Source organism: Actinacidiphila alni (genome assembly GCF_900112845.1).
GTDB lineage: Bacteria > Actinomycetota > Actinomycetes > Streptomycetales > Streptomycetaceae > Actinacidiphila > Actinacidiphila alni.
Genome location: NZ_FONG01000006.1, coordinates 35,897 through 62,202 on the forward strand (window position 1 = coordinate 35,897; position 26,306 = coordinate 62,202).

At 73.6% G+C, this 26,306-nt stretch carries 23 protein-coding genes; 16 read left to right on the top strand and 7 right to left on the bottom strand.

Features of this window, described 5'->3' with window-relative positions; translation table 11 throughout:
• Positions 1 to 48 precede the first annotated feature (48 nt).
• Positions 49 to 810: an SDR family oxidoreductase gene (locus BM076_RS11870; RefSeq protein WP_093713434.1), complete on the bottom strand. Its 762-nt coding sequence runs from the start codon at positions 808 to 810 to the stop codon at positions 49 to 51.
• Positions 811 to 977: 167 nt separating this feature from the next.
• Here BM076_RS11870 and BM076_RS11875 point away from each other — a divergent pair, with 167 nt between their 5' ends.
• The 4 genes from BM076_RS11875 to BM076_RS36020 all read left to right on the top strand — a co-directional run bounded on the left by BM076_RS11875 (position 978) and on the right by BM076_RS36020 (position 5,236).
• Positions 978 to 1,886, top strand: coding sequence for a helix-turn-helix transcriptional regulator (locus BM076_RS11875; RefSeq protein ID WP_093713435.1), 909 nt, complete (start codon positions 978 to 980; stop codon positions 1,884 to 1,886).
• A gap of 274 nt (positions 1,887 to 2,160) precedes the next feature.
• Complete coding sequence (locus tag BM076_RS11880; RefSeq protein ID WP_093713436.1) at positions 2,161 to 3,093, top strand: GNAT family N-acetyltransferase; 933 nt, start codon at positions 2,161 to 2,163, stop codon at positions 3,091 to 3,093.
• Between the two features lie 191 nt (positions 3,094 to 3,284).
• Entirely contained in the window at positions 3,285 to 5,042 is a 1,758-nt protein-coding gene (gene treZ / locus BM076_RS11885) for a malto-oligosyltrehalose trehalohydrolase (RefSeq protein WP_245795997.1), read from the top strand.
• Complete coding sequence (locus BM076_RS36020; protein WP_143120554.1) at positions 5,039 to 5,236, top strand: hypothetical protein; 198 nt, start codon at positions 5,039 to 5,041, stop codon at positions 5,234 to 5,236. The genes treZ and BM076_RS36020 overlap by 4 nt, the downstream gene beginning before the upstream one ends.
• 49 nt (positions 5,237 to 5,285) lie before the next feature.
• Here the strand turns inward: BM076_RS36020 and BM076_RS11890 are convergent, their stop codons facing one another.
• A complete protein-coding gene (locus tag BM076_RS11890; RefSeq protein WP_245796024.1) occupies positions 5,286 to 6,110 on the bottom strand; it encodes a PPK2 family polyphosphate kinase in 825 nt (274 codons plus the stop codon).
• Positions 6,111 to 6,322: 212 nt separating this feature from the next.
• On the bottom strand, positions 6,323 to 7,339 hold the full coding sequence (zapE, locus tag BM076_RS11895; RefSeq protein ID WP_093713650.1) for a cell division protein ZapE: 1,017 nt from the start codon (positions 7,337 to 7,339) through the stop codon (positions 6,323 to 6,325).
• A gap of 204 nt (positions 7,340 to 7,543) precedes the next feature.
• Between zapE and BM076_RS11900 the strand changes: the two genes are divergently transcribed.
• From BM076_RS11900 to msrB, 4 genes are all read left to right on the top strand, one after another.
• The gene (locus tag BM076_RS11900) at positions 7,544 to 8,305 is read left to right on the top strand and encodes a pyrimidine reductase family protein (protein WP_093713439.1); all 762 of its coding nucleotides are present in this window, start codon (positions 7,544 to 7,546) and stop codon (positions 8,303 to 8,305) included.
• Between the two features lie 153 nt (positions 8,306 to 8,458).
• The gene (locus BM076_RS11905) at positions 8,459 to 8,926 is read left to right on the top strand and encodes an indole-3-glycerol phosphate synthase (protein ID WP_093713440.1); all 468 of its coding nucleotides are present in this window, start codon (positions 8,459 to 8,461) and stop codon (positions 8,924 to 8,926) included.
• Positions 8,927 to 9,174: 248 nt separating this feature from the next.
• The gene (murC, locus tag BM076_RS11910; protein WP_093713441.1) at positions 9,175 to 10,578 is read left to right on the top strand and encodes a UDP-N-acetylmuramate--L-alanine ligase; all 1,404 of its coding nucleotides are present in this window, start codon (positions 9,175 to 9,177) and stop codon (positions 10,576 to 10,578) included.
• A 10-nt stretch (positions 10,579 to 10,588) separates the two neighbouring features.
• Complete coding sequence (msrB, locus tag BM076_RS11915; RefSeq protein WP_093713442.1) at positions 10,589 to 10,993, top strand: peptide-methionine (R)-S-oxide reductase MsrB; 405 nt, start codon at positions 10,589 to 10,591, stop codon at positions 10,991 to 10,993.
• 106 nt (positions 10,994 to 11,099) lie between these two features.
• Here the strand turns inward: msrB and BM076_RS38170 are convergent, their stop codons facing one another.
• Entirely contained in the window at positions 11,100 to 12,719 is a 1,620-nt protein-coding gene (locus BM076_RS38170) for an ATP-binding cassette domain-containing protein (protein WP_322935093.1), read from the bottom strand.
• 106 nt (positions 12,720 to 12,825) lie between these two features.
• Here BM076_RS38170 and BM076_RS11925 point away from each other — a divergent pair, with 106 nt between their 5' ends.
• Positions 12,826 to 13,548, top strand: a complete 723-nt coding sequence (locus tag BM076_RS11925; RefSeq protein WP_245795998.1) for a peptidyl-tRNA hydrolase — start codon at positions 12,826 to 12,828, stop codon at positions 13,546 to 13,548.
• Positions 13,549 to 13,901: 353 nt separating this feature from the next.
• Positions 13,902 to 14,660, top strand: coding sequence for a TIGR04222 domain-containing membrane protein (locus BM076_RS11930; protein WP_093713445.1), 759 nt, complete (start codon positions 13,902 to 13,904; stop codon positions 14,658 to 14,660).
• A gap of 74 nt (positions 14,661 to 14,734) precedes the next feature.
• Here BM076_RS11930 and hemQ read toward each other — a convergent pair whose 3' ends face one another.
• Positions 14,735 to 15,487, bottom strand: coding sequence for a hydrogen peroxide-dependent heme synthase (gene hemQ / locus BM076_RS11935; RefSeq protein ID WP_093713446.1), 753 nt, complete (start codon positions 15,485 to 15,487; stop codon positions 14,735 to 14,737).
• A gap of 78 nt (positions 15,488 to 15,565) precedes the next feature.
• A complete protein-coding gene (hemG, locus tag BM076_RS11940) occupies positions 15,566 to 17,011 on the bottom strand; it encodes a protoporphyrinogen oxidase (RefSeq protein ID WP_093713447.1) in 1,446 nt (481 codons plus the stop codon).
• Positions 17,012 to 17,162: 151 nt separating this feature from the next.
• Between hemG and BM076_RS11945 the strand changes: the two genes are divergently transcribed.
• Positions 17,163 to 18,308, top strand: coding sequence for a DUF4349 domain-containing protein (locus BM076_RS11945; protein WP_177246418.1), 1,146 nt, complete (start codon positions 17,163 to 17,165; stop codon positions 18,306 to 18,308).
• Between the two features lie 92 nt (positions 18,309 to 18,400).
• Here BM076_RS11945 and hemE read toward each other — a convergent pair whose 3' ends face one another.
• The gene (gene hemE / locus BM076_RS11950; RefSeq protein WP_093713449.1) at positions 18,401 to 19,450 is read right to left on the bottom strand and encodes a uroporphyrinogen decarboxylase; all 1,050 of its coding nucleotides are present in this window, start codon (positions 19,448 to 19,450) and stop codon (positions 18,401 to 18,403) included.
• Between the two features lie 169 nt (positions 19,451 to 19,619).
• Between hemE and BM076_RS11955 the strand changes: the two genes are divergently transcribed.
• From BM076_RS11955 to BM076_RS11975, 5 genes are all read left to right on the top strand, one after another.
• The gene (locus BM076_RS11955) at positions 19,620 to 20,252 is read left to right on the top strand and encodes a DUF3000 domain-containing protein (RefSeq protein WP_093713450.1); all 633 of its coding nucleotides are present in this window, start codon (positions 19,620 to 19,622) and stop codon (positions 20,250 to 20,252) included.
• A 285-nt stretch (positions 20,253 to 20,537) separates the two neighbouring features.
• Complete coding sequence (locus BM076_RS11960) at positions 20,538 to 21,203, top strand: response regulator transcription factor (protein WP_093713451.1); 666 nt, start codon at positions 20,538 to 20,540, stop codon at positions 21,201 to 21,203.
• Positions 21,204 to 21,476: 273 nt separating this feature from the next.
• Entirely contained in the window at positions 21,477 to 22,733 is a 1,257-nt protein-coding gene (locus tag BM076_RS11965) for a ribonuclease D (RefSeq protein ID WP_093713452.1), read from the top strand.
• 178 nt (positions 22,734 to 22,911) lie between these two features.
• Positions 22,912 to 24,138: a thiolase family protein gene (locus tag BM076_RS11970; RefSeq protein WP_093713453.1), complete on the top strand. Its 1,227-nt coding sequence runs from the start codon at positions 22,912 to 22,914 to the stop codon at positions 24,136 to 24,138.
• On the top strand, positions 24,135 to 26,261 hold the full coding sequence (locus tag BM076_RS11975; protein WP_093713454.1) for a 3-hydroxyacyl-CoA dehydrogenase NAD-binding domain-containing protein: 2,127 nt from the start codon (positions 24,135 to 24,137) through the stop codon (positions 26,259 to 26,261). Before BM076_RS11970 ends, BM076_RS11975 begins: the two co-directional genes overlap by 4 nt.
• The last annotated feature ends 45 nt before the right edge of the window (positions 26,262 to 26,306 follow it).

Below are 26,306 nucleotides of genomic sequence, written 5' to 3' on the forward strand. Positions count from 1 at the left end.
GGGGCGCCCCCGGCAGGGGATCACGCACCCCTCTCCGGAGGAGAGCCGTCATGACTGTGCCGTCGGCAGGACGATGAGCTGGCGGAGATTGACGCGGGCCGGCCGGGTCACCGTGAAAGCGATCAGATCGGCCACGTCCTCCGACGTGAGAGCGGGAATCGCCGCGTGCATCCCGTCGAGCTGAGCGGCCAGCGAAACGTTGTCGATGTGGTCGCCCAACTCCGTCCCGGTCAGGCCGGGTTCGATGTTGGTGACGCGGACGCCGAGGGGCCCGAATTCGGTGCGGAGGATCTCCGAGAGGTGGGTGAGCGCCGCCTTGGTGGCGCCGTAGACGGCGTAGTCCGGGAAGGACAGGTGCGCGCCGATGGAGGAGATGTTGACCAGGTCGGCCGGCCGGTGCGCGGCCCCGGCGGCGGCGAGGTCGGCGCGGAAGGCGTCGATGACGTGCAGCGCACCGCTGAGATTGGTGTCGATCATCCGCGCCCACTCGTCGGAGCGCCCGGCCGCGACGGGGTTCGGCAGCATGACACCGGCCGCGTTGACGACGAGGTCGGCGCCGCCGAAGGTCTCCCGGACCCGCGCGGCGGCGGCCCGTACGGACGCCGGGGCGGTGACGTCGGTGGTGACGGCCAGCGCCTGCCCGCCGTCCGCGGTGATCTTCGCGGCGAGGTCGTCGAGCCGGTCGGTGCGGCGGGCCAGCAGGGCGACCCGGGCGCCGTGCGCGGCCAGAAGCCGGGCGGTGGCGGCGCCCATGCCGCTGGCGGCTCCGGTGACGATGGCGGTACGGCCTGCGAGATTGTCGTAGCTCATGGTGACGGTGCTCCCTGGTGGGTCCGGTGCGGACGGTGTCCGCCGCGATCTGTCACCACTGTGCGGCGGCCCGCGCACCCCACCCAGGGCACCGCTTTACCCTGGGTCCACCAGTACCAGGATCGGCGCCGCGGGGCCGCCCCCGGCCAGGCCGTAGGCTCGTGAGCATGGACAACACGCTCGGTGGTTTCCTCCAGTCGCGCAGGGCCCGGATCCAGCCGGAGGACGTGGGGCTGCCGCCGTACGGCAGGCGGCGGGTGCCGGGGCTGCGGCGCGAGGAGGTCGCGCAGCTCGCCGGGGTCAGCGTGGACTACTACATCCGGCTGGAGCAGGGCCGCGGCAGGCATGTGTCGGACGCCGTGCTGGACGCGGTGGCGCGGGTGCTGCGGCTGGACGCGACCGAGCGGGCCCATCTGCGGGACCTGGCAAGGCCGGGGCAGGCGCACACCGTGGCGCCGGTGCCCGGCGCCGTCCCCTCCCCCGCGGTGCGCCCCGGGGTCCGGCTGATGCTGGACAGCTTCCACGACACCCCGGCCTTCGTCCTGGGCCGCCGGATGGACGTACTGGCGTGGAACGCGCTCGCCGACGCGCTGCACGGCTTCTCGACGCCGGGCGCGTCCCGGAACATGCTGCAAAGGGTCTTCCTGGACCCCGCGGCCGGTGACATCTACCCCGACTGGTCGGCCGTCGCCGCGGAGTCCGTCGCGTACACCCGGTTGCGGGCCGGACGGCACCAGGACGACGAGGAGTTGGAGGCGCTGGTCGCCGAACTCTCCACCAAGAGCGCCGACTTCCGGCGGCTGTGGGACGACCACCTGGTGAAGGAGAAGACGTACGGGGTGAAGCGGCTGGTCCACCCCGTCGTCGGCCGCATGGACTTCGGCTACGAGACGCTGGCGCTGCCCGGCGACCCCGAGCAGACGATCGTCGTCTACACCGCGCCGCCGGGCTCCGCGAGCGAGGAACGGCTGCGGATGCTGGCCAGTTGGACGGCGAAGAGCACCGCCGGGGTCGGCGGTCACGGCGGCCGGGACTGCCCGGGCCAGGGCGCGGACCCGGCGCCCGACCACCGCTGACACACCGCCCCGCCCCGCCCGTACCGCGTCAACCGCCGTACGCATGCGCCGCCGCCTTACGCATGCGGCGCGTCGTTAATTCGGTGGACCCCGGTGCGCGCCACGCCTAGGGTGGCGATCACGCCCGTGACAGGACCGGAAGGAGGCGAGAGCGATGACGTACACCACTGTGCCGCGCTCCCGCCCCGCCGCCGGGCGTCGTCCGTAGGGTCCGACAGGCCCACGGGGAGATCCACGGGAGCGCTCCGTTCACTCCCGAAGGACACGTATCACCATGTCTGACCTGGTCATCCGCCCGCTCGTCGCGGGCGAGTCCGCCCTTTTCTCCTCCCTCACCCCCGACGCCCCGGGCGCCGAGGTCGGCCGCGTGCTGCTCGGCCACTCCTTCGCGACCACCGACGAGGGCGGCGAGTACCGCCCCGAGTGGTCGTGGGTCGCGCTGCGCGACGGCAGGGTCGTCGCGCGCGCCGCGTGGTGGGCCAAACCCGGTGACGCCGAGCCGCTGGCCCTTGACTGGTTCGACTTCGCCCCGGGCGAGGCCGACGCCGCCGCCGAACTGCTGCGTACCGCACCGCTGTACGCCGAGTACAGCCTGCTGCTGCCGCCCGACTGGCGGGAGCGCCCCGCCGTCACGGCAGCGGCCGAGGGCCGGGCGGCGGCCGTCGAGGCGGCCGGGCTGCGCCGGCTGGTCGAGCGCTACCGCTACGAATGGACGGCCGCGGACTGCCCGCTGCCGGAGCGCACCGGCCGCCTGGAGTACCGCCCCGAGCCGGACGACGTCGCCTTCCGTGCCGTCATGGCCCGCATCATGGACGGCACGCTCGACGCCCACGACCGCCGGATGGCCGAGCGGCACGGCCTGGCGGCGGCGCTCGACGAGGCCATCGGCTTCTTCGACTGGTTCGACTCGCCGAACGACTGGCGGCGGGTGGCGTACACCCCGGCCGGCGAGGTCGCCGGGCTGCACGTCCCGGCGCGCAATCCGGGCGGCCCCTGCATCGGCTTCATCGCCGTCGTTCCCGAACAGCGCGGCCACGGCTACGCGTACGACCTGCTGGTGGAGTGCACCCACGATCTGGTCGGCCACGGTGCCACGAAGATCGCGGCGGCCACCGACCGGACCAATTTCCCGATGGCGCGGAATTTCGCGAAGGCGGGGTATCCGGTCACCCAGGAGCGGGTGGATTTCGTGCGCGACACCGACTGACGCGCGCAGGCCGCGCCCACCGATCGGCGCCGGGGTGATGCTCCGGGCCGTTCGGTGGGCATGCATGTGCCCGGGGTCCGTGGCGCGGCCACGGGGCCCGGGCACGCGGGACGATGGACGCTGACCGATCCGGCCGGGACCGAACGGGCCCGTACGGAACCGTGTGGGACCGGACGAGACGGGAGTCGTGGGTGCTGTTCGAGGTGTGGGCGCCGCAAGCCCAGCAGGTGGAGATCCTGATCGACGACCGCACACGGCACTCGCTCGGCCCCGACCCGGCGCGGGCCGGCTGGTGGCGCGCCGACCTGCCGGCGGCGCACGGCACCCGTTACGCGTATCTGCTCGACGGCGGCCCGCCGCTGCCCGATCCGCGTTCGCGCCGCCAACCGGACGGTCCCGACGGCGCGAGCGCCGTCGTGGACCACGACGCGTTCGACTGGACGGTGCCGTGGCCGGGCCGCGCGCTGCCCGGCGCGGTGGTCTACGAACTGCACGTCGGCACCTTCACGCCCGAGGGCACCTTCGACGCCGCGATCGGGAAGCTGCCGCATCTGGCCAGGCTCGGCATCACGCACATCGAGCTGATGCCGGTCTGCCCCTTCCCCGGCACGAACGGCTGGGGCTACGAGGGCGTGTCGCTGTGGGCGGTGCACGAACCGTACGGCGGGCCCGAGGCGATGAAACGATTTGTCGACGCGGCACACCAGCACTGCCTGGGTGTCGTGCTCGACGTGGTGCACAATCACCTCGGCCCGTCCGGCAACCATCTGCCGCCCTTCGGCCCGTACTTCACCGACCGGCACCACACCCCCTGGGGCGACGCGGTCAATCTGGACGCGCCCGGCTCCGACGAGGTGCGGGACTTCCTGATCGGCAGCGCGCTGTCCTGGCTGCGCGACTACCGGCTCGACGGGCTGCGGCTGGACGCCGTGCACGCGCTGGTGGACACGCGCGCGCTGCACTTCCTGGAGGAGCTGTCCACGGCGGTCGACGGCCTGTCGGCCGCGCTCGGCCGCCCGCTGTTCCTGATCGCCGAGTCCGATCTGAACGACCCGCGCACGACCGCGCCGCGCGAGGCCGGCGGCCTCGGCCTGCACGCGCAGTGGAGCGACGACTTCCACCACGCCCTGCACGCCGCCGTCACCGGCGAGGCGCAGGGCTACTACGCCGACTTCGCCGCCGCCGGGCCGGCCGCCGTCGCCAAGACCCTTACCGGCGGCTTCTTCCACGACGGCAGCTGGTCGTCCTTCCGCGGCCGGCACCACGGCCGCCCACTGGACCGTAGGGCCGTACCCGCGCACCGGCTGCTCGGCTACGCGCAGACGCACGACCAGATCGGCAACCGGGCGACCGGCGACCGGCTCACCGCGGACCAGCTCACCGTGGCCGCCGCGCTCGTGCTGACCTCGCCCTTCACCCCGATGCTCTTCATGGGCGAGGAGTGGGGCGCGGGCACGCCCTGGCAGTTCTTCACCGATCACGACGACCCGGAGCTGGGCGCGGCCATCACGCGCGGGCGGCGGCGCGAATTCGCCACGCACGGCTGGGCCGAGGAGGACGTGCCGGACCCGCAGGCGCACGCGACCCGCGACCGGTCCTGCCTGGACTGGGCCGAGCCGGACAAGGCCGGGCACCGCGATCTGCTCGACTGGTACCGCGGGCTGATCGCGCTGCGCCGCGCCGAGCCCGCCCTGACCGACCCGCAGCTCGACACGGTGGCGGCGACCGCGGGCGGGCGCACCCTGCGGCTGGCCCGCGGCCCGATCCGTACGGTGGTGAACTTCTCCGACGCGCCCGCGCGCGTACCGCTTGACGTGCCGTGCGAGGTGCTGCTGGCCCGGCCGTCGTGCAAGGTACTGCCGGGGCCCGACCCGGCGGTGCAGCTCCCGGCCCGGGGCGCCGCGGTGCTGCGCGCGCGGGAGGCGGCGGGCGCTACGGTGAACGGGTGACGCAGACGCCAGCACCCGAATCCGCGCCAGAACCGGCGGCCGGTACGCACCAGGTGCGCGAGGAGGCCGACGCGGCCCTCGCGGACTGCGTGCTGTGCGGCGAGCCGACCGAATATCCGGCGAGCACGCGCGGCGCGACGTACTGCCCGGTGTGCGAGTGGCAGGAGGCGCAGCGGACGGCCTGCTCGGGCTGAGCGGGCCGCCCGCCGGCCATGTCACGTGGCGGGTGTCGGGCGGCGGGTGTCAGGTGGCGAGCAGTTCCGTCCTGCTCCGCTCGACGTCGAAGTCGGCCTTGGGATAGGCCGGGTCGATCAGTTCGAGGTGTTCGAGCAGCAGCTTGGCGACCGCCCAGTTCCGGTACCACTTCCGGTCGGACGGCACGATGTGCCAGGGCGCGGCGTCGGTCGAGCAGCGCTCAAGGGCGGCCTCGTACGCCTCCTGGTACGCCGGCCACAGCGCGCGCTCGCTGATGTCGCCGGGGTTGAACTTCCAGTGCTTGTCCGGGCGGTCGAGCCGCTCCAGCAGGCGTTCGCGCTGCTTGTCGTAGCTGATGTGCAGGAACGCCTTGACGACGGTGACGCCGTCGTCGGCGAGCGACTGCTCGAAGCGGTTGATGACGCCGTAGCGGCGGCTCCAGGTGGCGCGCGGCACGAGGTCGCGCACCCGGGCGATCAGTACGTCCTCGTAGTGCGAGCGGTCGAAGACGCCGAGTTCGCCGGGGCGCGGCAGGGCCTGCCGGATCCGCCACAGGAAGGGGTGCTGCCGTTCCTGCTCGGTGGGCGCCTTGAACGCCTTGACGCGGATGCCCGCCGGATTCAGGCCGTCGGACACGTGCTTGATGGTGCCGCCCTTGCCCGAGGTGTCCATGCCCTGGAGCACCAGCAGCACGCAGTGCGGGTCGCCCTGGGTGCTCTGTGCGAACAGCCGTTCCTGGAGTTCGGCGAGCCGGAGCCGGATCTCGGCGGTCGCCTCCAGCGCCTCGGCCTTGTTCCGCGGGCCGCCGGGGGTCGCGGAGGGGTCGTGCGCGCGCAGGTTGACCGGGCCGCTGCCGGGCGGGACGCGCAGCATCGTGCGCAGGGGCCGTTCCTTCTGGCCCTTGCGCTCGTCCTGCCGCTGCTTGTGCTTCTTCTTCTGCTGGTCCTGCTCGTGCTTGTGCTTCTTGCCGTCGCCCTTGGCGCTGTGCCTGTCGCCGCTCTTGCTCCCGGTCTTCGCCATGCACCGATCCTGCGCCCGATCGGCGGCAGCCGCCAGTGACGGGCCGGGCGGTCCGGTGCCCAGGGTCAGCCGTTCTGCCGCTCCGTCAGCCGCTCGGCGTCGCGGGCGAGCGCGGTCAGCCGGGAGACGGCGCGGAAGTACTTCTTGCGGTAGCCGCCGGCGAGCATCTCCTCGCTGAAGAGGCGGTCGAAGGGCACGCCCGAGGCGAACACCGGGATCTCCCGGTCGTAGAGCCGGTCGGCGAGCACCACGAGGCGCAGCGCCGTGGCCTGGTCGGTGACCGGCTCGACACCGCGCAGGAAGACGGCGCGGACACCGTCGCAGAGCGCGCCGTAGCGGCTGGGGTGGACGGTGGCCAGATGCGCGGCGAGCGCCGGGAAGTCGTCGAGGGCGGCGCCGGGGGTGGTGGCGGCCGCGGTGGTGACCTCGTCGTCGATGTGCGGCTTCGGCGCCTCGGGCAGGCCGCGGTGCCGGTAGTCCTCGCCGTCGATCCGCAGGCTGGTGAAGCGGGCGGACAGGCCCTGGATCTCCCGCATGAAGTCGGCGGAGGCGAAGCGGCCCTCACCGAGCCTGCCGGGCAGTGTGTTCGAGGTGGCGGCGAGCCGTACGCCCGCGTCGGCGAGCTTGCCGAGCAGCGTGGAGACCAGCACGGTGTCGCCCGGGTCGTCCAGTTCGAATTCGTCGATGCAGACCAGGCGGTGGCCGCTGAGCGCGGTCACGGCGTGCTGGAAGCCGAGCGCGCCGACCAGATTGGTCAGCTCCACGAAGGTGCCGAACGCCTTGCGCTCGGGCGGTGCGGGGGTGGCGTGCCACAGCGAGGCCAGCAGGTGCGTCTTGCCGACGCCGAAGCCGCCGTCGAGGTACATCCCGCCGGGCCCGGCGGGCGCGGGCGCCTCCCGGCGGAACCACCGCCTGGCCGGTTCGGCGGCGGTCAGCGAAGCGGCGAAGCCGGCGAGCGCCCGTACGGCCGCGGCCTGGCTCGGTTGCCCCGGGTCCGGCACATACGTCTCGAACCTGACGCCGTCGAAGCGCGGCGGCGGCACCATCTCGGCGACCAGCCGCTCCACGGGCACGTGCGGCATACGGGAAGCGAGCGAGACGGGTGCGCCGCCGTCGGTCGGGGCGCTCTCGGACGGTACGGCGGAGGTCGACACAACTCCCCAGAGTAGTGCGTCCGGCCGGGCCGCCCGCCCCGGTGTGTCCGGCCTCACGCCGGATGCGGGGCCTGTCCGCCGGGCGGTGGACGTGGCCGCGCCGGGGATCCGGCGTGGTGGCAGACTGCGGGCATGCAGCGCCTGTATCCCACGGCGGAAGCCGATGGTTCAGCCGGTCTCGGCACCCCGCTCGGCCTGGCGGAGGCGTACGCGTACCCGGAACGGGCGGCGGGGCCGTATCTGCGGGCCAACATGGTGTCGTCGCTGGACGGGGCGGCCCGCTACGACGGCAGGTCGGCGCCGCTGTCCTCGGAGGCGGACATGCGGATCTTCGGTGTGCTGCGGGCGCTGGCCGATGTCGTCCTGGTGGGTGCGGAAACGGTTCGCCAGGAGGGTTACCGGCCCGCGAAGGCCCGCGCGGCCTTCGCGGCGCGGCGGGCCGCCGACGGTCAGCCGCCGGCCCCGGCCATCGCGGTGATCAGCCGCCGCCTCGACCTGGACTTCACGGCGCCGCTGTTCACCGAGCCCGCCACCCCCACGCTCGTCCTGACCGGCGCGGCCACGCCCGAGGACCGGATCGCCGCCGCCCGCGCTGCGGGCGCCCAGGTGGTGATCGCGGGTGACGGCGACGGCGTCGACCCGGTCCGTACGGTGCGTGAACTGGCCGCGCTCGGCCATGCGCGGCTGCTCCACGAGGGCGGTCCGCGGATCCTGGCGCAGTTCGCCGCCGCCGGCGCGCTGGACGAACTCTGTCTGACCGTCGCCCCGCTGATCGGGGGCGGCGACGCGCCCCGGATCATGAACGGCCCCAGTGTCCCGGGACCTGCCCGCTTCGTCCCCCGTTCCGTTCTGGAGGAGGACGGCTTTCTGTTCACCCGTTATGTCAGGGCCTGACCAGCGGTGAAGCACCGGTGAAAAAAGCGGATTCTGTCGTTCCGTTTCGCTTCGTGCGGGAACACTTACCCGAGTGCCCCGCGAAGATCGGGGCAGGATGGTTCCAACGCCGGCCCGGTGGCCCGACGATGCACGAGAAAGAAGGATGCGTCCGTGTTCACGACCGTACTCATGATCGAGAAGCCGCTCGCACCGGCCGACGTGGAGCTCGTCACCTCACTCCACGGCGACGAGCAGGTCTCCTTCGTCGTGCTCATGCAGCCACGCGGCGATCAGGACAGACTCTTGCGGGCCGTGGACGACGTGGCGCTCGGATATCTGGAGGACGCCGCCCACGAGGACCGCGAACCCGAGGGGGACGACGCCGCCCCCGCCGCCGAACGGGCGCTGGCGCACTCCCTGGACGCGCTGCGCGCCGCCGGCTCCGAGGCGGTCGGCGAGGTCGTCGACAGCCACCCGCTCGACCTGCTGCGCTCGGTGGTCGAGCAGACCCACGCGGACGAGGTCATCGTGCTCACCGCGCCGCACTTCGTGGAGGAGTTCTTCCACCGCGACTGGACCTCGCGGGCCCGGCACAAGGTGGGCGTGCCGGTCCTGAAGCTCTTCGCGCAGCACGACTAGACCGGCCCGACCGCCGGTCGCCGTACACGGTTCCGCCGTACACGGTTCCGCCGTACGCGGTCCGCCGTACGGTCCCGGCCGGTCCGCCCGCCGCCCCCGTGCAGAAACGTCTCGCCCGACGGTGGGGGACGGTACGGGCAGCCCGTGCGCGACGGCGGCGCGGCGGCGCGCGGGCGGGGCCGTACGGGCCGGGCCGGAGGTGCGAGAATCGGCTTCCGACCTATGTGAGAGCACGCCCAGGAGTCCGTATGAGCCCGTCCGCCCCGTCCGTTCCCCCCGCCATGGACCGACCGCACTTCATCGGCATCGGCGGCGCCGGGATGTCGGGGATCGCGAAGATCCTCGCGCAGCGCGGGGCGCGGGTGGCGGGCAGCGACTCACGTGAGTCGGAGACCGCGGCGGCGCTGCGCGCGCTCGGCGTGACCGTGCACATCGGCCACGACGCGGCGCACCTTGCGCCGGACGCCACCTCGGTGGTCGTCTCCAGCGCGATCCGGCCGGAGAATCCGGAACTGGCCGCGGCCCGCGAGCGCGGTGTCCCGGTCGTGCACCGCAGCGACGCGCTGGCGGCGCTGATGGACGGCACCCGGCCGATCGCGGTCGCGGGCACCCACGGCAAGACCACCACCACCTCGATGCTGGCGGTCGCGCTCACCGCACTCGGCTCGCGCCCCTCGTACGCGATCGGCGGCGACCTGGACGCGCCCGGCTCCAACGCCCACCACGGCGACGGCGAGATCTTCGTCGCCGAGGCCGACGAGAGCGACCGCAGCTTCCACACATACGCGCCCGAGGTCGCGATCATCCTCAACGTGGAACTGGACCACCACGCCAACTACGCCTCGATGGACGAGATCTACGACTCCTTCGAGACCTTCGTCGGCAAGATCCGCCCCGGCGGCACCCTGGTGATCTCCGCCGACCAGCCGGGCGCGGTCGAGCTGACCTCGCGGGTGCGGGACATCGGCGGGCTCACGATCGTGACGGTCGGCGAGTCCGAGGATGCCGACCTGCGGATCACGAAGATCAATCCGCGCGGGCTGACCAGCGAGGTGACCGTCGTCCTGGACGGCCGCCCGCTGACCTTCACCGTCTCGGTGCCCGGCCGGCACTACGCGCACAACGCGGTCGCCGCGCTGGCGGCCGGCATCGCGATCGGCGCGCCGGCCCGCAATCTCGCCTCGGCGCTCGCGAAGTACACCGGCGTCAAGCGCCGCCTCCAGCTCAAGGGCGAGGCCGCGGGCGTCCAGGTGATCGACTCCTACGCCCACCACCCCACCGAGATGGCCGCCGACCTGGAGGCGATCCGCGGCGCCGCGGGCGACGCCCGGGTGCTGGTGGTCTTCCAGCCGCACCTGTTCAGCCGGACCCGTGAGCTGGGCACCGAGATGGGCGGCGCCCTCGCCCTGGCGGACGCCTCGGTGGTCCTGGACATCTACCCGGCGCGCGAGGACCCGATCCCGGGGGTCACCAGCGACCTGATCATCGACGCGGCGCGCGCCGCGGGCGCCGACGTCACCGCCGAGCACGACAAGCAGGCGGTGCCCGAGGTGCTGGCAGGAATGGCGAAGCCGGGTGATCTCGTTCTCACCATGGGCGCGGGCGACGTGACCGACCTCGGTCCCCTGATTCTCGCCCGCCTCGGCAGCTGAGGAGAACTCCATGTCCTACGAAGTCAGCAAGTCCGACGAGCAGTGGCGCGCCGAGCTGTCGCCGCAGGAGTACGCGGTCCTGCGGGAGGCGGGCACGGAGCGGCCGTTCGTCGGTGAGTACACCGACACGAAGACGACCGGCGTCTACTCGTGTCGGGCCTGCGGGGCGGAGCTCTTCCGCTCCGACACGAAGTTCGAGTCCCACTGCGGGTGGCCGTCCTTCTACGACCCGGCCGACACCGACGCCGTCGAACTCATCCAGGACCGCTCCCTCGGCATGGTCCGCACCGAGGTCCGCTGCGCCCGCTGCGGCTCCCACCTGGGCCATGTCTTCGAAGGGGAGGGTTACGGCACCCCTACGGATCAGCGGTACTGCATCAACTCCATCTCCCTCAAGCTCACCCCGGAGGAGTAGCCCTGGGCCCGTACCCCGGGGCCCGGCCCCTGAGCCCGCGCGTGCGGTGGACGTTGCGCCTCAGGGGCGCTGGGGGTGAACGTCCTCCGCAGGGTGCCCGGGGGGCTCAGTCGGTGCCGCCGAGTCGGGACACGAAGCGGCAGGAGAGCCAGGCCGCCGCCGCGGCCAGGACGGCCGCCGCCACCAGCGGCAGCACCGGATAGTGCACGGTGCCGGTACGGGAGCCGGTGACCAGGCCGCCGACGGCGGCGTTGGCGGGCGACCCGGCGGCCACCAGAACGGCTCCGGCCACCAGGCACGTCCCCAGGATCGACCAGCCGCTGCCGCGGACGAGCGGCGGATTGGTCAGCGCGCCCACCGCGCAGCCGAGCAGGACGGAGACGGCCGCCGCCAGCAGTCCGGCCACGGCGGCCGGGCCGACCGGCACCGATCTGCGCAGGTCGTCCGAGTGCGGCCCGCTGATCGCCACGACCAGACCCGTACCGGCCGCGCCCAGTACCGCCGACGCTCCCAACGCCGTCGCAAGCGCGCCCAGTTGGGCGCGGCCCGCACCGACCGCCGAGGCGACGCAGGCCCGCGCCGCCCCCGGTTCACCGCGTACGCACACCCGTACCAGCCAGGCCGCGACCGGCAGCAGCAGAGCCGTCTCGTATCCGAGCGAACCGAGCAGGGGCTCCCCCGTGGAGACCCCGATCGCCAGCACGGCGCCGTAGAAGAGGAGCGGCGCCAGCCAGCGGTGCGAGCGCAGCAGCAGGTCGGCCTGGTACGCGAGCACCGCCCGGCCCGGGCGTCGGGGGGAGGGCGGTGCGGGCCGTACGGCAGGGGCAGGGGTCGTCACGGCCGCAGCGGCGACGACCGGCTCCTGGGTGCGTACGGAGACGACGTGCCACGCCGGTTCTGCCGCCACCAGGCCGAGCAGCACCCGGTCCGACTCCCCGGCCCCCGCCACAACGCGTACCGTCCCGTCGTCCTCCCGGCTCACCGTCCCGGGCACGGCGGGCACCTCCCCTTCCCCGACGGCCTCGATGACCACGGCGGCCGCCGCGTCCCGTTCGGCCGCGCGCGGCGCGACGGTGACGGAGCCGGGCGTCATATGGAGGACCGTCATCGGGACGCCGGCGAGGCGGCGCGGGTCGTGGTCGACGAACAGGACGGTGCCGCCGGCGGCGGCTCGGGCGCGCACGGTGGTGTCGAGGAGGGCGCGGGAGGCGTGGTCGAGGCCGGTCCACGCCTCGTCGAGGACGAGCAGGGCGGGGTCGGCGAGCAGCGCCTGGATGACGGCGACCTTCTGGCAGGTGCCCTTGGAGAGTTCGTCGAGCGGGGTGCGGGCGTAGCCGGCGATGCCGAAGAGGTCGAGCCAGTAACCGGCCCGCTCGCGGGCGTCCTCGCGCGACAGGCCGCGTACGGCGCCGAGGTGGGTGAGATAGCGCAGGACGGGGAAGGGCAGCGCGGCCGGGAAGCGCTCGGGCACATAGGCGGTGGAGCCGGCCGGACGGCCGGTGATCCGGCCCGCGGTGGGCCGGTCCACGCCGGCGATCAGTCGCAGCAGCGTGGACTTGCCGGTCCCGTTGGCCCCTTCGATCCGGACGAGGCCGCCGCGCGGCAGGTCGAGGGTGACATCGCGCAGCACCCAGCGGGCCCGCGGGCCGTACCGGCGTCCCACGCCGTCCAGCCCGATCCCCGGTCTCCCGGCCGTCTCCGTCTGCTCACCGATGGTGTCGCGCACGCCCACCATCCTCGCGTACGGCCGCGGCCGCGGGCCACGGCGGTGTACGCGTCAGGGCCACGGCGGCCCGCGAGGGCCGGCCGCGGCGGATGGCAGACTGGGGCGGGTGACCAGCCCCTTCCAGCACCAGGCCGCCGAGCGCGACGCGGCACCGCAATTCGTCCTCCCGCTCGTCGTCCGGATCGAGCGGGACGCTCCCCCGGCGCGTACCGACGCCCTGGAGACGGCGGCCCGCGCCGTCCTCACCCTGCTGTCGGACGAGCGGGCGACGGCCGACGACGGCGAGTGGACGCAGGCGGTACGCGACTGGCAGGACGCCAGGATCCGCAAGGTGGTGCGCAGGGCGCGCGGCTCGGAATGGCGGCGGGCGACGGAACTGCCCGGCATCACGCTGACCGGGACGGCCGAGACGTCCCCCGCCGAGGTGCGGGTCTTCCCGCCGGTGCCGCTGGACGGCTGGCCCAAGGAACTGGCCAAACTCCAGGTCTCCGGCACCGAGTTGGCCGATCCCGAGCCGCCCGCGCCGCTCCCGTCCGACCATCAGGGGCCGGTGCTCTGGATGAATCCCGAGGTCACCATGTCGGCGGGCAAGGCCATGGCCCAGGCCGGCCACGGCGCCCAACTCGCCTGGTGGGAACTGTCCGACGCCGACCGTGCCGCCTGGCGCGCCGCCGCCTTCCCCCTCACCGTCCGCACCCCGTCCCCCGACGCTTGGTCCCAACTCGTCGCCTCCCCCCTGCCGGTGGTCCGCGACGCCGGCTTCACCGAGATCGCCCCGGGCTCGGCCACCGTCATCGCCGACCACCCGTCGCTGCGCGCACGGTTCTGACCGGGGCGCCCACGCGGGCGGGCACGCACGCGCGTCGTCGGGTCGGTGACCGACCACCGGTACGGATCGCCCACGCGTGGGCTTTCCACGGAACCCGTCCGGCCGTCCCGCGCGTCACGCGCGCTGGGCACCGACGCCCGGGGAGCGGACGGGCACGCCGTTTCGGCGCGACCGCCCCGCCGGGCACACCCGCTGCCGGCACCCGCCGGAGCCGGCCGCCGGGCCGCGTTGCCCGGCCGCGTTGCCCGGCCGCGTTTGCCGGAGCCGGCCGCCAGGTACGACCGGCCGGGAGTTATCCACAGGGCGGCGGAAAGGGCGGGCACGGGGGTGGCGGGGGCGAGTAGAAAGTCCGTATGTGGATTTTGCTGCTGCTCGTCGCGTGTGCCGCGGCGGCCTCCGCCGGTGCGCGTCTGTGCCTGGCCGGGGTCGCCGCCGGTGGCGTGCCCGGGGAGCGGCGGGGTCCGGCGGCCGAAGTCGGCCTGTACGAGACGGCGTTCCTGGCCGGTGGCCCGGGTCGGGTGACCGATACGGCGCTGGTGGCGCTGGTCGGCCGACGCCGGGTGCTGCTGGCGCACACCGGTTGGGTGACGGTGGTCGCGCCGGATGACGAGGACGGCCTGGACGAGGTGGAGTGCGCGCTGATGGCGGCGGCCGGGCCCGACGGGCAGGCGTCGTTGGCCGCGATACGCGCCGCGCACGCCGCCACCGATGCCGTGCGCGCGCTCGGCGAGCGGCTGGCGGCGGCCGGTCTCGCGGTGCCGTTGGCCGCCCGCGAGCGCGTCGCGGCGGGTGTCCGCCAGGTGCGCGGCGCGACCGCGCTCACCCTGGCGATGGCGGCGGCCACCCTCGCGCTGAACGGTTCGCCCCGGACGGCCGGCGGCACGCCCGCGCTGCTCTGGTACGTGCTGCCGCTGCTGCTGACCTGCTCGTGCTGGGCGGTGGCCGGGGTGGAGTTCTACCCGTACACGCGGTGGGCGTCGGCCGCGGGCCAGGACGCGCTGCGGGCGATACCCAGGGCCGCGCCGCCGCTGCTGGCGCTCGCCGCGCGGGGGCCGCGCGTGCTGCCCGACCCCGGCATACGCGCGGCACTCCGCGGCCGGCACCGTCCGTGACCGGGGGCGGCGAGGGCCGCCCCCTCACCTCCCCGGCCGGAGGTCCGGCCGCAGGCCAGACCGACGACCCGGCCTCAGGCCAGGCCGGCGACGAGGTCGGCGATCGCGCGGCGGCGGCCGGTGAAGAAGGGGACTTCCTCGCGGACGTGGCGGCGGGCCTCGGAGCCGCGCAGGTGCCGCATCAGGTCGACGATGCGGTGCAGTTCGTCGGCCTCGAAGGCCAGGATCCACTCGTAGTCGCCGAGCGAGAAGGAGGCGACGGTGTTGGCGCGCACGTCGGGGTAGCCGCGGGCCATCTTGCCGTGGTCGGCGAGCATCCGGCGGCGGTCCTCGTCGGCCAGCAGGTACCAGTCGTAGGAGCGCACGAAGGGATAGACACTGACCCACTCACGCGCCGTCTCGTCGGCGAGGAAGGCCGGAACATGCGACTTGTTGAACTCTGCGGGGCGGTGCAGCGCCATGTTGGACCACACCGGCTCCAGCGCCCGCCCGAGCTTGGTGCGGCGGAAGCGGTTGTAGGCGTCCTGGAGTTCCTCGGCGGTCTCGGCGTGCCACCAGATCATCAGATCGGCGTCGGCGCGCAGCCCGGAGACGTCATAGGTGCCGCGGATCGTGATGTCCTTCGCGGCGAGCTGGGCGAACAACTCCTCGACCTCGTCCGCGTAGCCCGTGCGGTCCTCGGGGAGGAGGTCGCGCAGCCGGAAGACCGACCAGAGGGTGTAGCGGATGACCTCATTGAGGTCCTTCGCCTTCTTGCCCGCGTTGGGGGCCTTGGCGAGCGCGGCGGCGGCGGTGTCGAGGGCGTGATCAGCAGTCGAGTCGGTCATGCCCCTATTCTCCCGCGCCCTCCCCCGCCCCCGGCACCAGGGGTCGGTCGGCGCCGGGAGCCCCGGTGCCGCGGCCGGTCAGGACCCGGCCGCCACGATTCCCGGCAGGATGTCGGCCGCCGCGCGCTGCCCGCTCGCGATGCAGGCGGGGATGCCGACGCCCTCGTAGACGGCGCCGCACAGGGCGAGGCCGGGGAGCTTGGCGACCTGTTCCCGGATCCGGGCGACCTTGTCCAGGTGGCCGACCGGATACTGCGGCAGCCCGGCGTCCCAGCGGGTGACCCGGGCCGCGACCGGGGCGGCGCGCAGCCCGACGGCGGCCTCCAGGTCCTCCCGGGAGAGCCGGACGAGGTCGGTGTCGTCCCAGGCCAGATCGGCCTCGTCGCCGTGGCGGCCGACCGAGGTGCGCAGGACGAAGGTGTCGCCGCCCGCCTCGCCGAGCCAGCCCCACTTGCGGCCGGAGAAGGTGGACGCCTTGATCGTCCGGCCGTCGACGGGCGGTACGAGGAAGCCGCTGCTGTAGGGCAGCCGGGTCATGTCGCGGCGGCGGTAGGCCATGGTGACCAGGGCCATGCTCGCGTATTCGACGCCGCCCAGTTCGGCCGCGGCGGCGGGCGACTCGGCGGCGAGCAGCCGGGCTGCGACGGGCGCGGGCGCGGCGAGCACCACGGCGTCGGCCGCCAGTGCGCGGCCGTCGAGCACGACCTGCCAGCCGTGCGGGGTGCGGCGCAGTTCGCGCACCGCCGTGTCGGTCTCGATGGTGACGCCGAGCGCCCGGCACGCCTCGGCGACCGCGAGCGGCAGCCGGCCGACGCCGCCGCGGATGCCGTTGAAGACCGGTCCGCCGCCCGCGCTCGCCGCGGCCCGGCGCTGGATGCCGCGGGCGGCCTCGATCAGCGAGCGCCCCTCGCGCATGGCGGCGAAGAGCTGCGGCACCGCGGCGCGCAGCGAGATCTCGTAGGCGTTGCCCGCGTAGACGCCGCCGAGCAGCGGTTCGACGAGCCGGTCCACGACCTCGTGGCCGAGCCGGGCCGCGACGAAGGCGCCGACGGCGACGTCGTCGCCGATGTCGGTGCGCGGCAGCACATGGTCCAGCGGCAGCCGGGCCAGTCCGGCGGCGGACAGCACTCCGGAGGATGCGAGCGGCCCGAGGTCGCCCGGCACGCCCATCACGTGCCCCTTGGGCATCGGCCGCAGTTTGCCCCGGGTCCACAGCGCGGCGCCGAGCACGGCGGGCGGTTCGAGGTCGTCGCCGAGCCCGACCTCGCGGGCGAGGCCGGTCGCCTCGGGGCGGCGGGCGAGCAGCGACTCGGCGCCGAGGTCGACGGGCACCCCGGCGATCTCGTCGGCGTACAGCTTCCCGCCGAGCCGCGACGACGCCTCCAGCAATGTGACGCGGACGCCCGCGCCCGCCAGCCGGTGCGCGGCGGCGAGTCCGGAGATCCCGCCGCCGATGACGATCACGTGCTCCGGAGCGTTCACCGGGGCGCCGGTGGCGTCCGTGCCGCTGTGCGTCTGGCTCATGCCTCCACTGTCTCAGACTCCGTTCCGAGTTCCGAACGTGATCCCATCGCTACCGCACGGCCGAAACCCGTGGCGCCCCGCCGACGTCAAAATCTCACTACAGGTCACTGCACGGGCCCGAAGCGGCCCGATCCTGGGGGGAGTTGACGTGATGAAGCACAGACCCGAGGTGCGGCGCGGCGGCATTCGCGGCGCTGCCGGAGCCCGCCGACGGCGCCTGGCGGCCGTCCCGTTCGCGCTGCTGCTGGCGGCGTCCGTGGCCGTCGCCGGGTGCAGCGCGAGCGACCACGCGTCGTCCGACAAGGCCGCCGCGCCCGCGGCGCGCGGCCAGAGCGATACGGGCAACGGCGATTCCGGCAGCGAATCGGCGGCCAATGGCAGCAGCGGTACGGACGCCACGCGCGCCCCGTCGGGCGCGCCGAGCACGGGCAAGGGTGCCACCAGCGGCGGCTCCGACCGGCGGACGACACCGGCGCCGACGTATCTCGTCCGCACCGCGAATCTCACCGTGCGCACCCCGACCGTCGGCGACGCCCTCGACAAGGCGCGCGCGATGGCGGCGGACGCGGGCGGTTACGCGGGCGACGAGGACACCTCGGTGGACTCCGCCGGGCACGAGCAGTCCACGATCCAACTGCGGGTGCCGCCGGCCGCGTACGACGGCATGCTGACCCGGCTGGCCGGGCTCGGCAAGCTGCTCGACCGCAAGGTCAGCGTGGAGGACGTCACCGGGCAGGTGGTCGACGTCGAGAGCCGGATCAAGTCCCAGCAGGCCAGCGTGGCGCGGGTGCGCAAGCTGATGGACCAGGCCGGATCGCTCGGTGACGTGGTGTCGCTGGAGAGCGAACTGAGCACCCGCGAGGCCGATCTGGAGTCCCTTGAGGCCCAGCAGGCGGCGCTGCGCGCCCGGACGGATCTGGCCACCGTGACCCTGCGGCTGGTGGAGCCGCCGGTGAAGCCGGCCGTGCCGAAGCCGAAGCCGGTGCACCACGACGGTTTCTGGACGCAGGTCGGCCACGCGCTCGGCGGTGGCTGGCACGCCTTCTACGTGACGATGCGCGGCATTCTCGTCGTCGTCTCGGCCGCGCTGCCCTTCCTGCTGGTCGCGCTGTCCGTCCTGGTCGGCTACCGGCTGTTCCGCCGCTACCGGCCGCGTCAGGAGCCGCCGACGATGGCGCCGCCGGCGTGGAGCCCGACACGTTTCCCGACGCAGGACGGCCCGGCCGTACGCACCGGCGGCGCGCCGCCCACGGCCGGCGCTCCCGAGCCGCCGGCCCCGGAGCGCCCGGCCGACTGACCGTCACGCCCCGCTGCCGGGTGCGCGGCCGGCGAAAGGCCGCGCACCCGGCAGCGGGTCACGAACGACAACGGGTCACACCCGGCAGCGGGTCACACCTGGGTGCTGCGGTGCACGAAGTCGACCAGCCGGGTCAGCGCGTCCGGGTCGGTGGTGGGCAGCACACCGTGGCCGAGGTTGAAGATGTGGCCGGTGGCGGGCGCCGCCGCCAGCACCTCGCGGGTCTTGGCCTCGACGGCCGGGGTCGGCGCGAAGAGCACCGCCGGGTCGAGGTTGCCCTGCAGCGCCTTGCCGGGGCCGACCCGCCGGCCGGCCTCGTCCAGCGGCACCCGCCAGTCGACGCCGACGACGTCCGCGCCCGCCTCGCCCATCAGCCCGAGCAGTTCGCCGGTGCCGACGCCGAAGTGGATGCGCGGCACCCCGTAGTCCGCGACCGCGTCGAAGACCTTCACCGAGGACGGCATCACATACCGCCGGTAGTCGGCGGGTGCGAGCGCCCCGACCCAGGAGTCGAAGACCTGGACGGCGCTCGCGCCCGCCTCGATCTGCACCTTGAGGAAGGCCGTGGTGATGTCCGCGAGCCGGTCGAGCAGGTCGCGCCACAGTTCGGGCTCGCCGTACATGAGGGCCTTGGTGCGCTCGTGGTTGCGCGACGGGCCGCCCTCGACCAGGTAGCTGGCCAGGGTGAAGGGGGCGCCCGCGAAGCCGATCAGCGGGGTGCTGCCCAGTTCCGCGGCGAGCTGTCCGACGGCCTCGGTGACGTACGGGACGTCGCCGGGCTCCAGGGGCCGCAGTCGCTTCAGGTCCTCGCGGGTGCGGATCGGGTCGGCGACCACCGGGCCGACGCCGGGCTTGATGTCCAGGTCGAGGCCGATCGCCTTGAGCGGGACGACGATGTCGCTGAAGTAGACGGCCGCGTCGACCTTGTGGCGGCGCACCGGCTGGAGGGTGATCTCGGTGATGAGATCGGGCCGCGTGCAGGACTCCAGCATCGGGATGCCCTCGCGCGCCTTCAGGTATTCGGGCAGCGAACGCCCCGCCTGCCGCATGAACCACACCGGCGTATGCGGGACCGGCTCTCGCCGGCAGGCACGGATGAACGGGGAAGCAGCGGTCTGCTGATGCGCACTCACGCCGAGCATCCTCCCACGGCGCGCACCGGCCCCTCGGCCACCCCGCGACGGGGCCGCGCACCCTCCGGCGCAAGGGTGCCCCCGCAGGTCGGCGCGGGTGCCGCGCGGCGCCCGTTCACGGGCGGGAAACGGGTGTTGGTGCGCGCACGGAGCGCTTACGGCGCTTAGTCTTCCGGGCATGGCAGCGGTTCACGGGCACCTCGGCGACGGCAGTGACGACGTCCCCCTCCCCTTTCGACGCTCCGTGGACGTGCTGCGCTCGGCGCGGGTGCGGTCCGAGGTGCGCATCGACGAGACGGCCGCGCCCAAACGGCTCGCGTCGTACGCGTACGCGCTGGAGGCCACGGTGCTCTCCGACGGCGAGGAACTGGCGGACGGACGGCTGGTGCTGCTGCACGAACCCGACGGGCACGAGGCATGGCACGGCGCCTTCCGCCTGGTGACGCTGGTGCGGGCGGAACTGGAGCCGGAGATGGCGGGCGATCCACTGCTGCCCGAGGTGAGCTGGTCGTGGCTGACCGGGGCGCTGGCGACGCGCGGCGCCGCGTACAGCGATCCGAGCGGTACGGTCTCGCGCGCGTCCTCGCACTACTTCGGCGCGCTCGCGGACCGGGTGGACGACACCCAGATCGAGATCCGGGCGTCGTGGACACCGCGCGAGCGGATGGGCGGGGCACCCGAGGTGGCGGCGCATCTGGCGGCGTGGTGCGATCTGCTCTGCGCGTGCGCCGGGCTGCCGCCCTCCGAGGGCCCCGAGCCGCTGGTGCGCGGCGGCAGCGGTGTGGTGCCGATGCCCAAGCGCAGGACCTGAACCGCCGAACCGGCCACCGCGCCCCCGCGGTAAGCCCTCCGCGGTACGGCTCCCGCCTGCGGAGACGTACCGCTCACGCATTTCCGGCGCACGGTTCGCGCAGGTCCGGCGCACCCCGCTCCCTCGTGTGCGGGGCCCTGGCGCCCGCGTCCTCCGCATGTTCGATTTACCGTCCGATTTGCCGGAAATCGTCCTCAATAAATCGTGATCTTTCCCTAAAGCCGGGCGCAATTGCTGCCGAAGGAGACTGTGACCGTTTCAGTCCCCTTTGCCACAGGAGGCCCGGTGTCCGTTCTTCTCGAGCAGCCCACGAGCCTGGTCGCCTATCGCCCCAGCAAGCCGACGGCCATGGTCGTCGTGGCCGACCCCCGCGTACGCTCCACTGTCACCCGACACCTGTGGGCTCTCGGGGTTCGCGATGTGATCGAGGCCTCGTCCATCGCGGAGGCCCGGCCCCGGGTCGGTAATCCCCGCGACATCTGCGTCGCCGATGTCCATCTCCCCGACGGCTCCGGCCTCACCCTGCTCGCCGAGACCCGTGCGGCAGGCTGGCCCAACGGCCTCGCGCTCTCCGCCGCCGACGACATCGGCGCCGTGCGCAACGCCCTGGCCGGGGGTGTGAAGGGGTACGTCGTGACCGGTACCCGCAACAGCCCCGGCGGCCTCGGCACCCGCCCGGGCCTGGCGCCGCTGGGCGCCACCGCGGCCCGTATGCAGCGTCGTCCGCCGGGCGCGCCCGGCCACCCCAGCGGCTACCGCGAGCTGTCGGGGCGCGAGGTCGAGGTGCTGCGGCTGGTCGCGGAGGGCCAGTCGAACAAGGCGATCGGCGTGTCGATGGGTCTGTCGGCGCTGACCGTCAAGAGCCATCTCGCCCGGATCGCCCGCAAGCTCGGCACCGGTGACCGCGCGGGCATGGTCGCGGTGGCGCTGCGGACCGGCATCATCCACTGACCCGCGGCTCGCGCGGAGCGCCCCCGGCGGAACGTTCCGCCGGGGGCGCTCCGTCGTCCATCACCGGGGTCGCTCCGTGTCCGTGGACAGCGGGCGCCCGGCCCCCTCGGACCGGGTCGCTTCGTATACGGGGCCTGGCCCGCCGTCGTACCGGCGCACGCCCGTCGCCGTAGCCGCGCCGCGGCCTTTCGCCGTAGTGCGCAGGGGGCGCGTACGGTACGCCCTGTCCGCCGGATCTCCACCGGACACGCCGTACCCGGCTACCCTTAACAAGTGACCGACGCCAGAGAGACCGCAACCCCTGCAGGCCCGGCGCCGGTCCCGCTGCTGGACCCGCGCGAGGGAATCCCGCCGGTGACCGCCAGCCCGGAGGCTCTCGCTGATGTCGTCGCGGCCTTCGCCGCGGGTTCCGGTCCGGTCGCCGTCGATGCCGAGCGCGCCTCCGGCTACCGCTACGGGCAGCGGGCCTATCTGGTCCAGCTGCGCCGCGCCGGAGCAGGGACCGCGCTGATCGACCCCACGGGATGTCCCGACCTTTCCACCCTGGGCGACGCCCTGTCCGGCACCGAGTGGGTGCTGCACGCCGCGACCCAGGACCTGCCGTGCCTGTCCGAGATCGGCATGCACCCCACCTCGCTGTTCGACACCGAACTGGCCGGGCGGCTGGCCGGCTTCCCCCGGGTCGGGCTCGGCGCGATGGTCGAGAATGTGCTCGGCTTCGCCCTGGAGAAGGGCCACTCGGCGGTCGACTGGTCCAGCCGCCCGCTCCCCGACCCGTGGCTGCGCTACGCGGCGCTGGACGTGGAGCTGCTGGTGGACCTGCGGGACGCGCTGGAGGAGGAGCTGCGCACTCAGGGCAAGCTGGAGTGGGCGCTGCAGGAATTCGCGGCCATCGCCGCCGCTCCCCCGCCCGCGCCGCGCGTCGACCCCTGGCGCCGTACGTCCGGCATGCACAAAGTACGGCGGCGCCGGCAGATCGGGGTGGTCCGCGAGCTGTGGCTGGCGCGGGACCGCGCCGCCCGGGAGCGGGACGTGTCGCCGGGCCGGGTGCTCAGCGACGCCGCGATCGTGACGGCGGCGCTGGAGAGCCCGCCGAACGCGCACGCGCTGGCCGCGCTGCCCGGCTTCGGGCACCGGATGGGCCGCCGCCAGCTCGAACAGTGGCAGTCGGCGATCGACCGGGCCCGCGCGCTGCCGGAGCGGGAGCTGCCGCAGCCGGCCGCCGCGTACACCGGTCCCCCGCCGCCGCGCGCCTGGGCCGACAAGGATCCGGCTGCCGCCGCCCGGCTGTCGGCGGCCCGCGCGGCGGTGACCGCGCTCGCCGAGGAGCTGAATCTCCCGCAGGAGAACCTGATCACGCCGGACACGGTGCGCCGGCTGTGCTGGTCACCACCTGCGGAGATCTCCCCGGCGGTGGTGTCCGCCGCGCTCGCGGAGCTGGGTGCGCGGCCCTGGCAGGTCGAGCTGACCGCGCCACTGCTGACGGTCGCGCTGACCGTTCGGCCCGCGGACCCCGCACCCAGCGAGTAACCTCCGGTAACACGCGCGGTGATGTGAGCTGCACCGCTTCCGCGGGGGAAGGTGTGCACGTCGGTTACCGGCGAGTAGCATGATGGGGAGTGCCGCGATCCTGGCGAGCCGCGTTCCACCGTCGCGCGTTCGGTCGCCGCGTTCCGCCGCGTTCCATCGTCAAAGAGGGAGACCCACCGTGCCTCGTACCGGAAGGGACGTCGTTTTCGTCGACGGCGTCCGCACCCCGTTCGGCAAAGCGGGCCCGAAGGGCATCTACCACGAGACCCGGGCCGACGATCTGGTGATCAAGTGCATCCGTGAGCTGCTGCGCCGGAACCCCGATCTCGACCCGGCCAGGATCGACGAGGTCGCGGTCGCCGCGACCACGCAGATCGGCGACCAGGGCCTGACGCTCGGCCGCACCGCGGGCATCCTCGCCGGACTGCCGACCACCGTGCCCGGCTTCTCCGTCGACCGGATGTGCGCGGGCGCGATGACCGCCGTCACGACCACCGCGGGCGGTATCGCCTTCGGCGCGTACGACGTGGTGGTGGCCGGCGGTGTCGAGCACATGGGACGGCACCCGATGGGCGAGGGCGTCGACCCCAACCCGCGGTTCGTCTCGGAGAAGCTCGTCGACGAGTCGGCGATGTTCATGGGCATGACCGCGGAGAATCTGCACGACCGCTTCCCGCAGCTCACCAAGGCGCGCGCCGACGAATTCGCCGTCCGCAGCCAGGAGAAGGCGGCAAAGGCGTACGCCAACGGCCGGATCCAGCAGGACCTGGTGCCGATCGCGGTGCGCCGCACCAACGCGGAGGCCGGCGAGACCGGCTGGGGCCTGGCGACGGCCGACGAGCCGATGCGCCCGGGCACCACGCTGGAGCAGCTCGCGGGTCTGAAGACCCCGTTCCGTCCGCACGGCCGGGTCACCGCGGGCAACGCGGCCGGGCTCAACGACGGCGCCACCGCCTCGCTGCTCGCCGCCGAGGACGTCGCCCAGGAGCTGGGCCTGCCGGTGAAGATGCGCCTGGTCTCGTACGCCTTCGCCGGTGTCGAGCCCGAGGTGATGGGCATCGGCCCGATCCCGGCGACCGAGAAGGCGCTGGCCAAGGCCGGGCTGTCGATCAGCGACATCGGCCTGTTCGAGATCAACGAGGCGTTCGCCGTCCAGGTGCTCTCGCTGCTCGACCACTACGGCATCGCCGACGACGACCCGCGCGTCAACCAGTACGGCGGCGCCATCGCCTACGGCCACCCGCTGGCGTCCTCCGGCGTCCGGCTGATGACGCAGCTGGCGCGGCAGTTCGAGGAGCAGCCGCACGTGCGCTACGGCATCACCACCATGTGCGTCGGCTTCGGCATGGGCGGCACGGTCATCTGGGAGAACCCCCACTTCGACGGTAACGGGAGCGCCAAGTGAGCAGCACCACCGACTTGTTGAAGGGTGCGGCCGAGCGGTTCCCCGACGAGGTCGTCACCCAGGCCCAGGTACGCCACATCGAGCTGCCGGGTGCGGGCCGTTTCGCGCTGATCACGCTGGACAACGGCTTCGACCACACCAAGCCGACCACCTTCGGCCCGCAGTCGCTGGCCAACCTGGACGCGGCGATCGACCAGGTCGAGAAGGAGGCCGCCGAGGGCACCATCACCGGTGTCGGCATCACCGGCAAGCCGTTCATCTACGCCGTCGGCGCCGACCTCAAGGGCGTCGAGGTGCTGCGCACCCGCGACGAGGCGCTGACCATCGGCAAGAGCGGCCACGACGTCTTCAAGCGGCTCCAGACCCTGGCCGTGCCGACCTTCGCGTACTACAACGGCGCGGCCATGGGCGGCGGTGTCGAGGTCGGTCTGCACTGCACCTACCGCACGGTGTCCGCGTCGGTGCCGGCCTTCTCGTTGCCCGAGGTCTTCCTCGGTCTGGTGCCCGGCTGGGGCGGCTGCGTGCTGCTGCCGAATCTGATCGGCGCCGACCGCGCGGTCGGCGTGATCATCGAGAACTCGCTCAACCAGAACCGCCAGCTCAAGGGCGCCCAGGTGTACGAACTGGGCATCGCCGACGCGCTGTTCGAGGCCGCCGACTTCCTGGAGCAGTCGCTGGCCTGGACCGCGGCCGTCCTCAAGGGCGAACTGGAGGTCGTACGGCCCGAGGTGGACCGCGGTGAGGGCTGGGACCAGGCGGTGGCCCGCGGCCGGGCGATCGCCGACAGCAAGGTGCACGGCGCGGCCCCGGCCGCCTACCGCGCGCTGGACATCGTCGCCGCCGCCAAGAACGGCGACCTGCGGCACGGCTTCGACGCCGAGGACGCGGCGCTCGCCGACCTCATCATGGGCGGCGAACTGCGCAGCGGCATCTACGCCTTCAACCTGGTGCAGAAGCGCGGCAAGCGTCCGGTGGGCGCGCCGGACAAGGCCCTGGCGCGCCCGGTCTCCAAGGTCGGCGTGGTCGGCGCCGGCCTGATGGCCTCGCAGTTGGCGCTGCTGTTCGCCCGCCGCCTGGAGGTGCCGGTCGTGCTGACCGACATCGACCAGGAGCGGATCGACAAGGGCGTCGGCTACGTCCACGGCGAGATCGACAAGCTGCTGGCCAAGGGCCGGGTCGGCCAGGACAAGGCGAACCGCCTGAAGTCCCTGGTCTCCGGGCACCTGGACAAGGCGACCGCCTTCGGCGACGCGGACTTCGTCATCGAGGCCGTCTTCGAGGAACTGGGCGTCAAGCAGCAGGTGTTCGCGGAGCTGGAGGCGGTGGTCCGCCCGGACGCGATCCTGGCCACCAACACCTCCTCGCTGTCGGTGTCGGAGATGGCCGCGAAGCTGGAGCACCCCGAGCGGGTCGTCGGTTTCCACTTCTTCAACCCGGTCGCGGTGCTGCCGCTGCTGGAGATCGTGCGCGGCGAGCGCACCGACGACCCGTCGCTGGCCACGGCCTTCGCGGTGGCCAAGAAGCTGAAGAAGACCGCGGTGCTGGTCAAGGACGCCCCGGCGTTCGTGGTCAACCGCATCCTGACCCGCTTCATGGGCGAGATCCAGAACGTCATCGACGAGGGCACCCCGGTCGCGGTCGCCGAGCAGGCGGTCGAGCCGCTCGGCCTGCCGATGTCCCCGCTGGTGCTGCTGGAGCTGGTCGGCCCGGCCATCGGTCTGCACGTCTCGGAGACGCTGCACCGCGCCTTCCCGGACCGCTTCACGGTCTCGGAGAATCTGGCCGCCGTGGTGAAGGCGGGCAAGCGCGGCTTCTACGTCTACGACTCCGGGAAGCCCGAGCTGGACCCGGAGGTCGCGGCGCTGCTCAAGCAGGGCGACACGGTGCTCACCGAGGCGCAGGTGCGCGACCGGGTGCTGGACGCGGTGGCGCAGGAGATCGGCCTGATGCTGGACGAGGGCGTGGTCGCCGAGGCGCAGGACATCGACCTGTGCCTGATCACCGGCGCGGGCTGGCCCTTCCACTTGGGCGGCATCACGCCGTACCTGGACCGTGAGGGCGTCTCGCAGCGGGTGAACGGCAAGCCGTTCCTCGCGCCGGGCGTGGCGAGCGTGCCGGCGTAGCACCGGCAGCGGCCCTTGGGCCGTACGGAACGGCGAAGCGCCGGG

What these genes read in the sequence shown, in the direction of transcription:
- BM076_RS11875 (WP_093713435.1), top strand. Translation starts at nt 978, where the DNA reads ATGGACAACACGCTCGGTGGTTTCCTCCAGTCGCGCAGGGCCCGGATC.
- hemQ (WP_093713446.1), bottom strand. Translation starts at nt 15,487, where the DNA reads ATGACCGACTCGACTGCTGATCACGCCCTCGACACCGCCGCCGCCGCG.
- hemE (WP_093713449.1), bottom strand. Translation starts at nt 19,450, where the DNA reads ATGCTCGGCGTGAGTGCGCATCAGCAGACCGCTGCTTCCCCGTTCATC.
- BM076_RS11930 (WP_093713445.1), top strand. Translation starts at nt 13,902, where the DNA reads ATGTGGATTTTGCTGCTGCTCGTCGCGTGTGCCGCGGCGGCCTCCGCC.
- hemG (WP_093713447.1), bottom strand. Translation starts at nt 17,011, where the DNA reads ATGAGCCAGACGCACAGCGGCACGGACGCCACCGGCGCCCCGGTGAAC.
- BM076_RS11880 (WP_093713436.1), top strand. Translation starts at nt 2,161, where the DNA reads ATGTCTGACCTGGTCATCCGCCCGCTCGTCGCGGGCGAGTCCGCCCTT.
- BM076_RS11945 (WP_177246418.1), top strand. Translation starts at nt 17,163, where the DNA reads ATGAAGCACAGACCCGAGGTGCGGCGCGGCGGCATTCGCGGCGCTGCC.
- msrB (WP_093713442.1), top strand. Translation starts at nt 10,589, where the DNA reads ATGTCCTACGAAGTCAGCAAGTCCGACGAGCAGTGGCGCGCCGAGCTG.
- BM076_RS11870 (WP_093713434.1), bottom strand. Translation starts at nt 810, where the DNA reads ATGAGCTACGACAATCTCGCAGGCCGTACCGCCATCGTCACCGGAGCC.
- BM076_RS11890 (WP_245796024.1), bottom strand. Translation starts at nt 6,110, where the DNA reads ATGCTGCGCGTCCCGCCCGGCAGCGGCCCGGTCAACCTGCGCGCGCAC.
- murC (WP_093713441.1), top strand. Translation starts at nt 9,175, where the DNA reads ATGAGCCCGTCCGCCCCGTCCGTTCCCCCCGCCATGGACCGACCGCAC.
- BM076_RS11955 (WP_093713450.1), top strand. Translation starts at nt 19,620, where the DNA reads ATGGCAGCGGTTCACGGGCACCTCGGCGACGGCAGTGACGACGTCCCC.
- BM076_RS11900 (WP_093713439.1), top strand. Translation starts at nt 7,544, where the DNA reads ATGCAGCGCCTGTATCCCACGGCGGAAGCCGATGGTTCAGCCGGTCTC.
- zapE (WP_093713650.1), bottom strand. Translation starts at nt 7,339, where the DNA reads ATGCCGCACGTGCCCGTGGAGCGGCTGGTCGCCGAGATGGTGCCGCCG.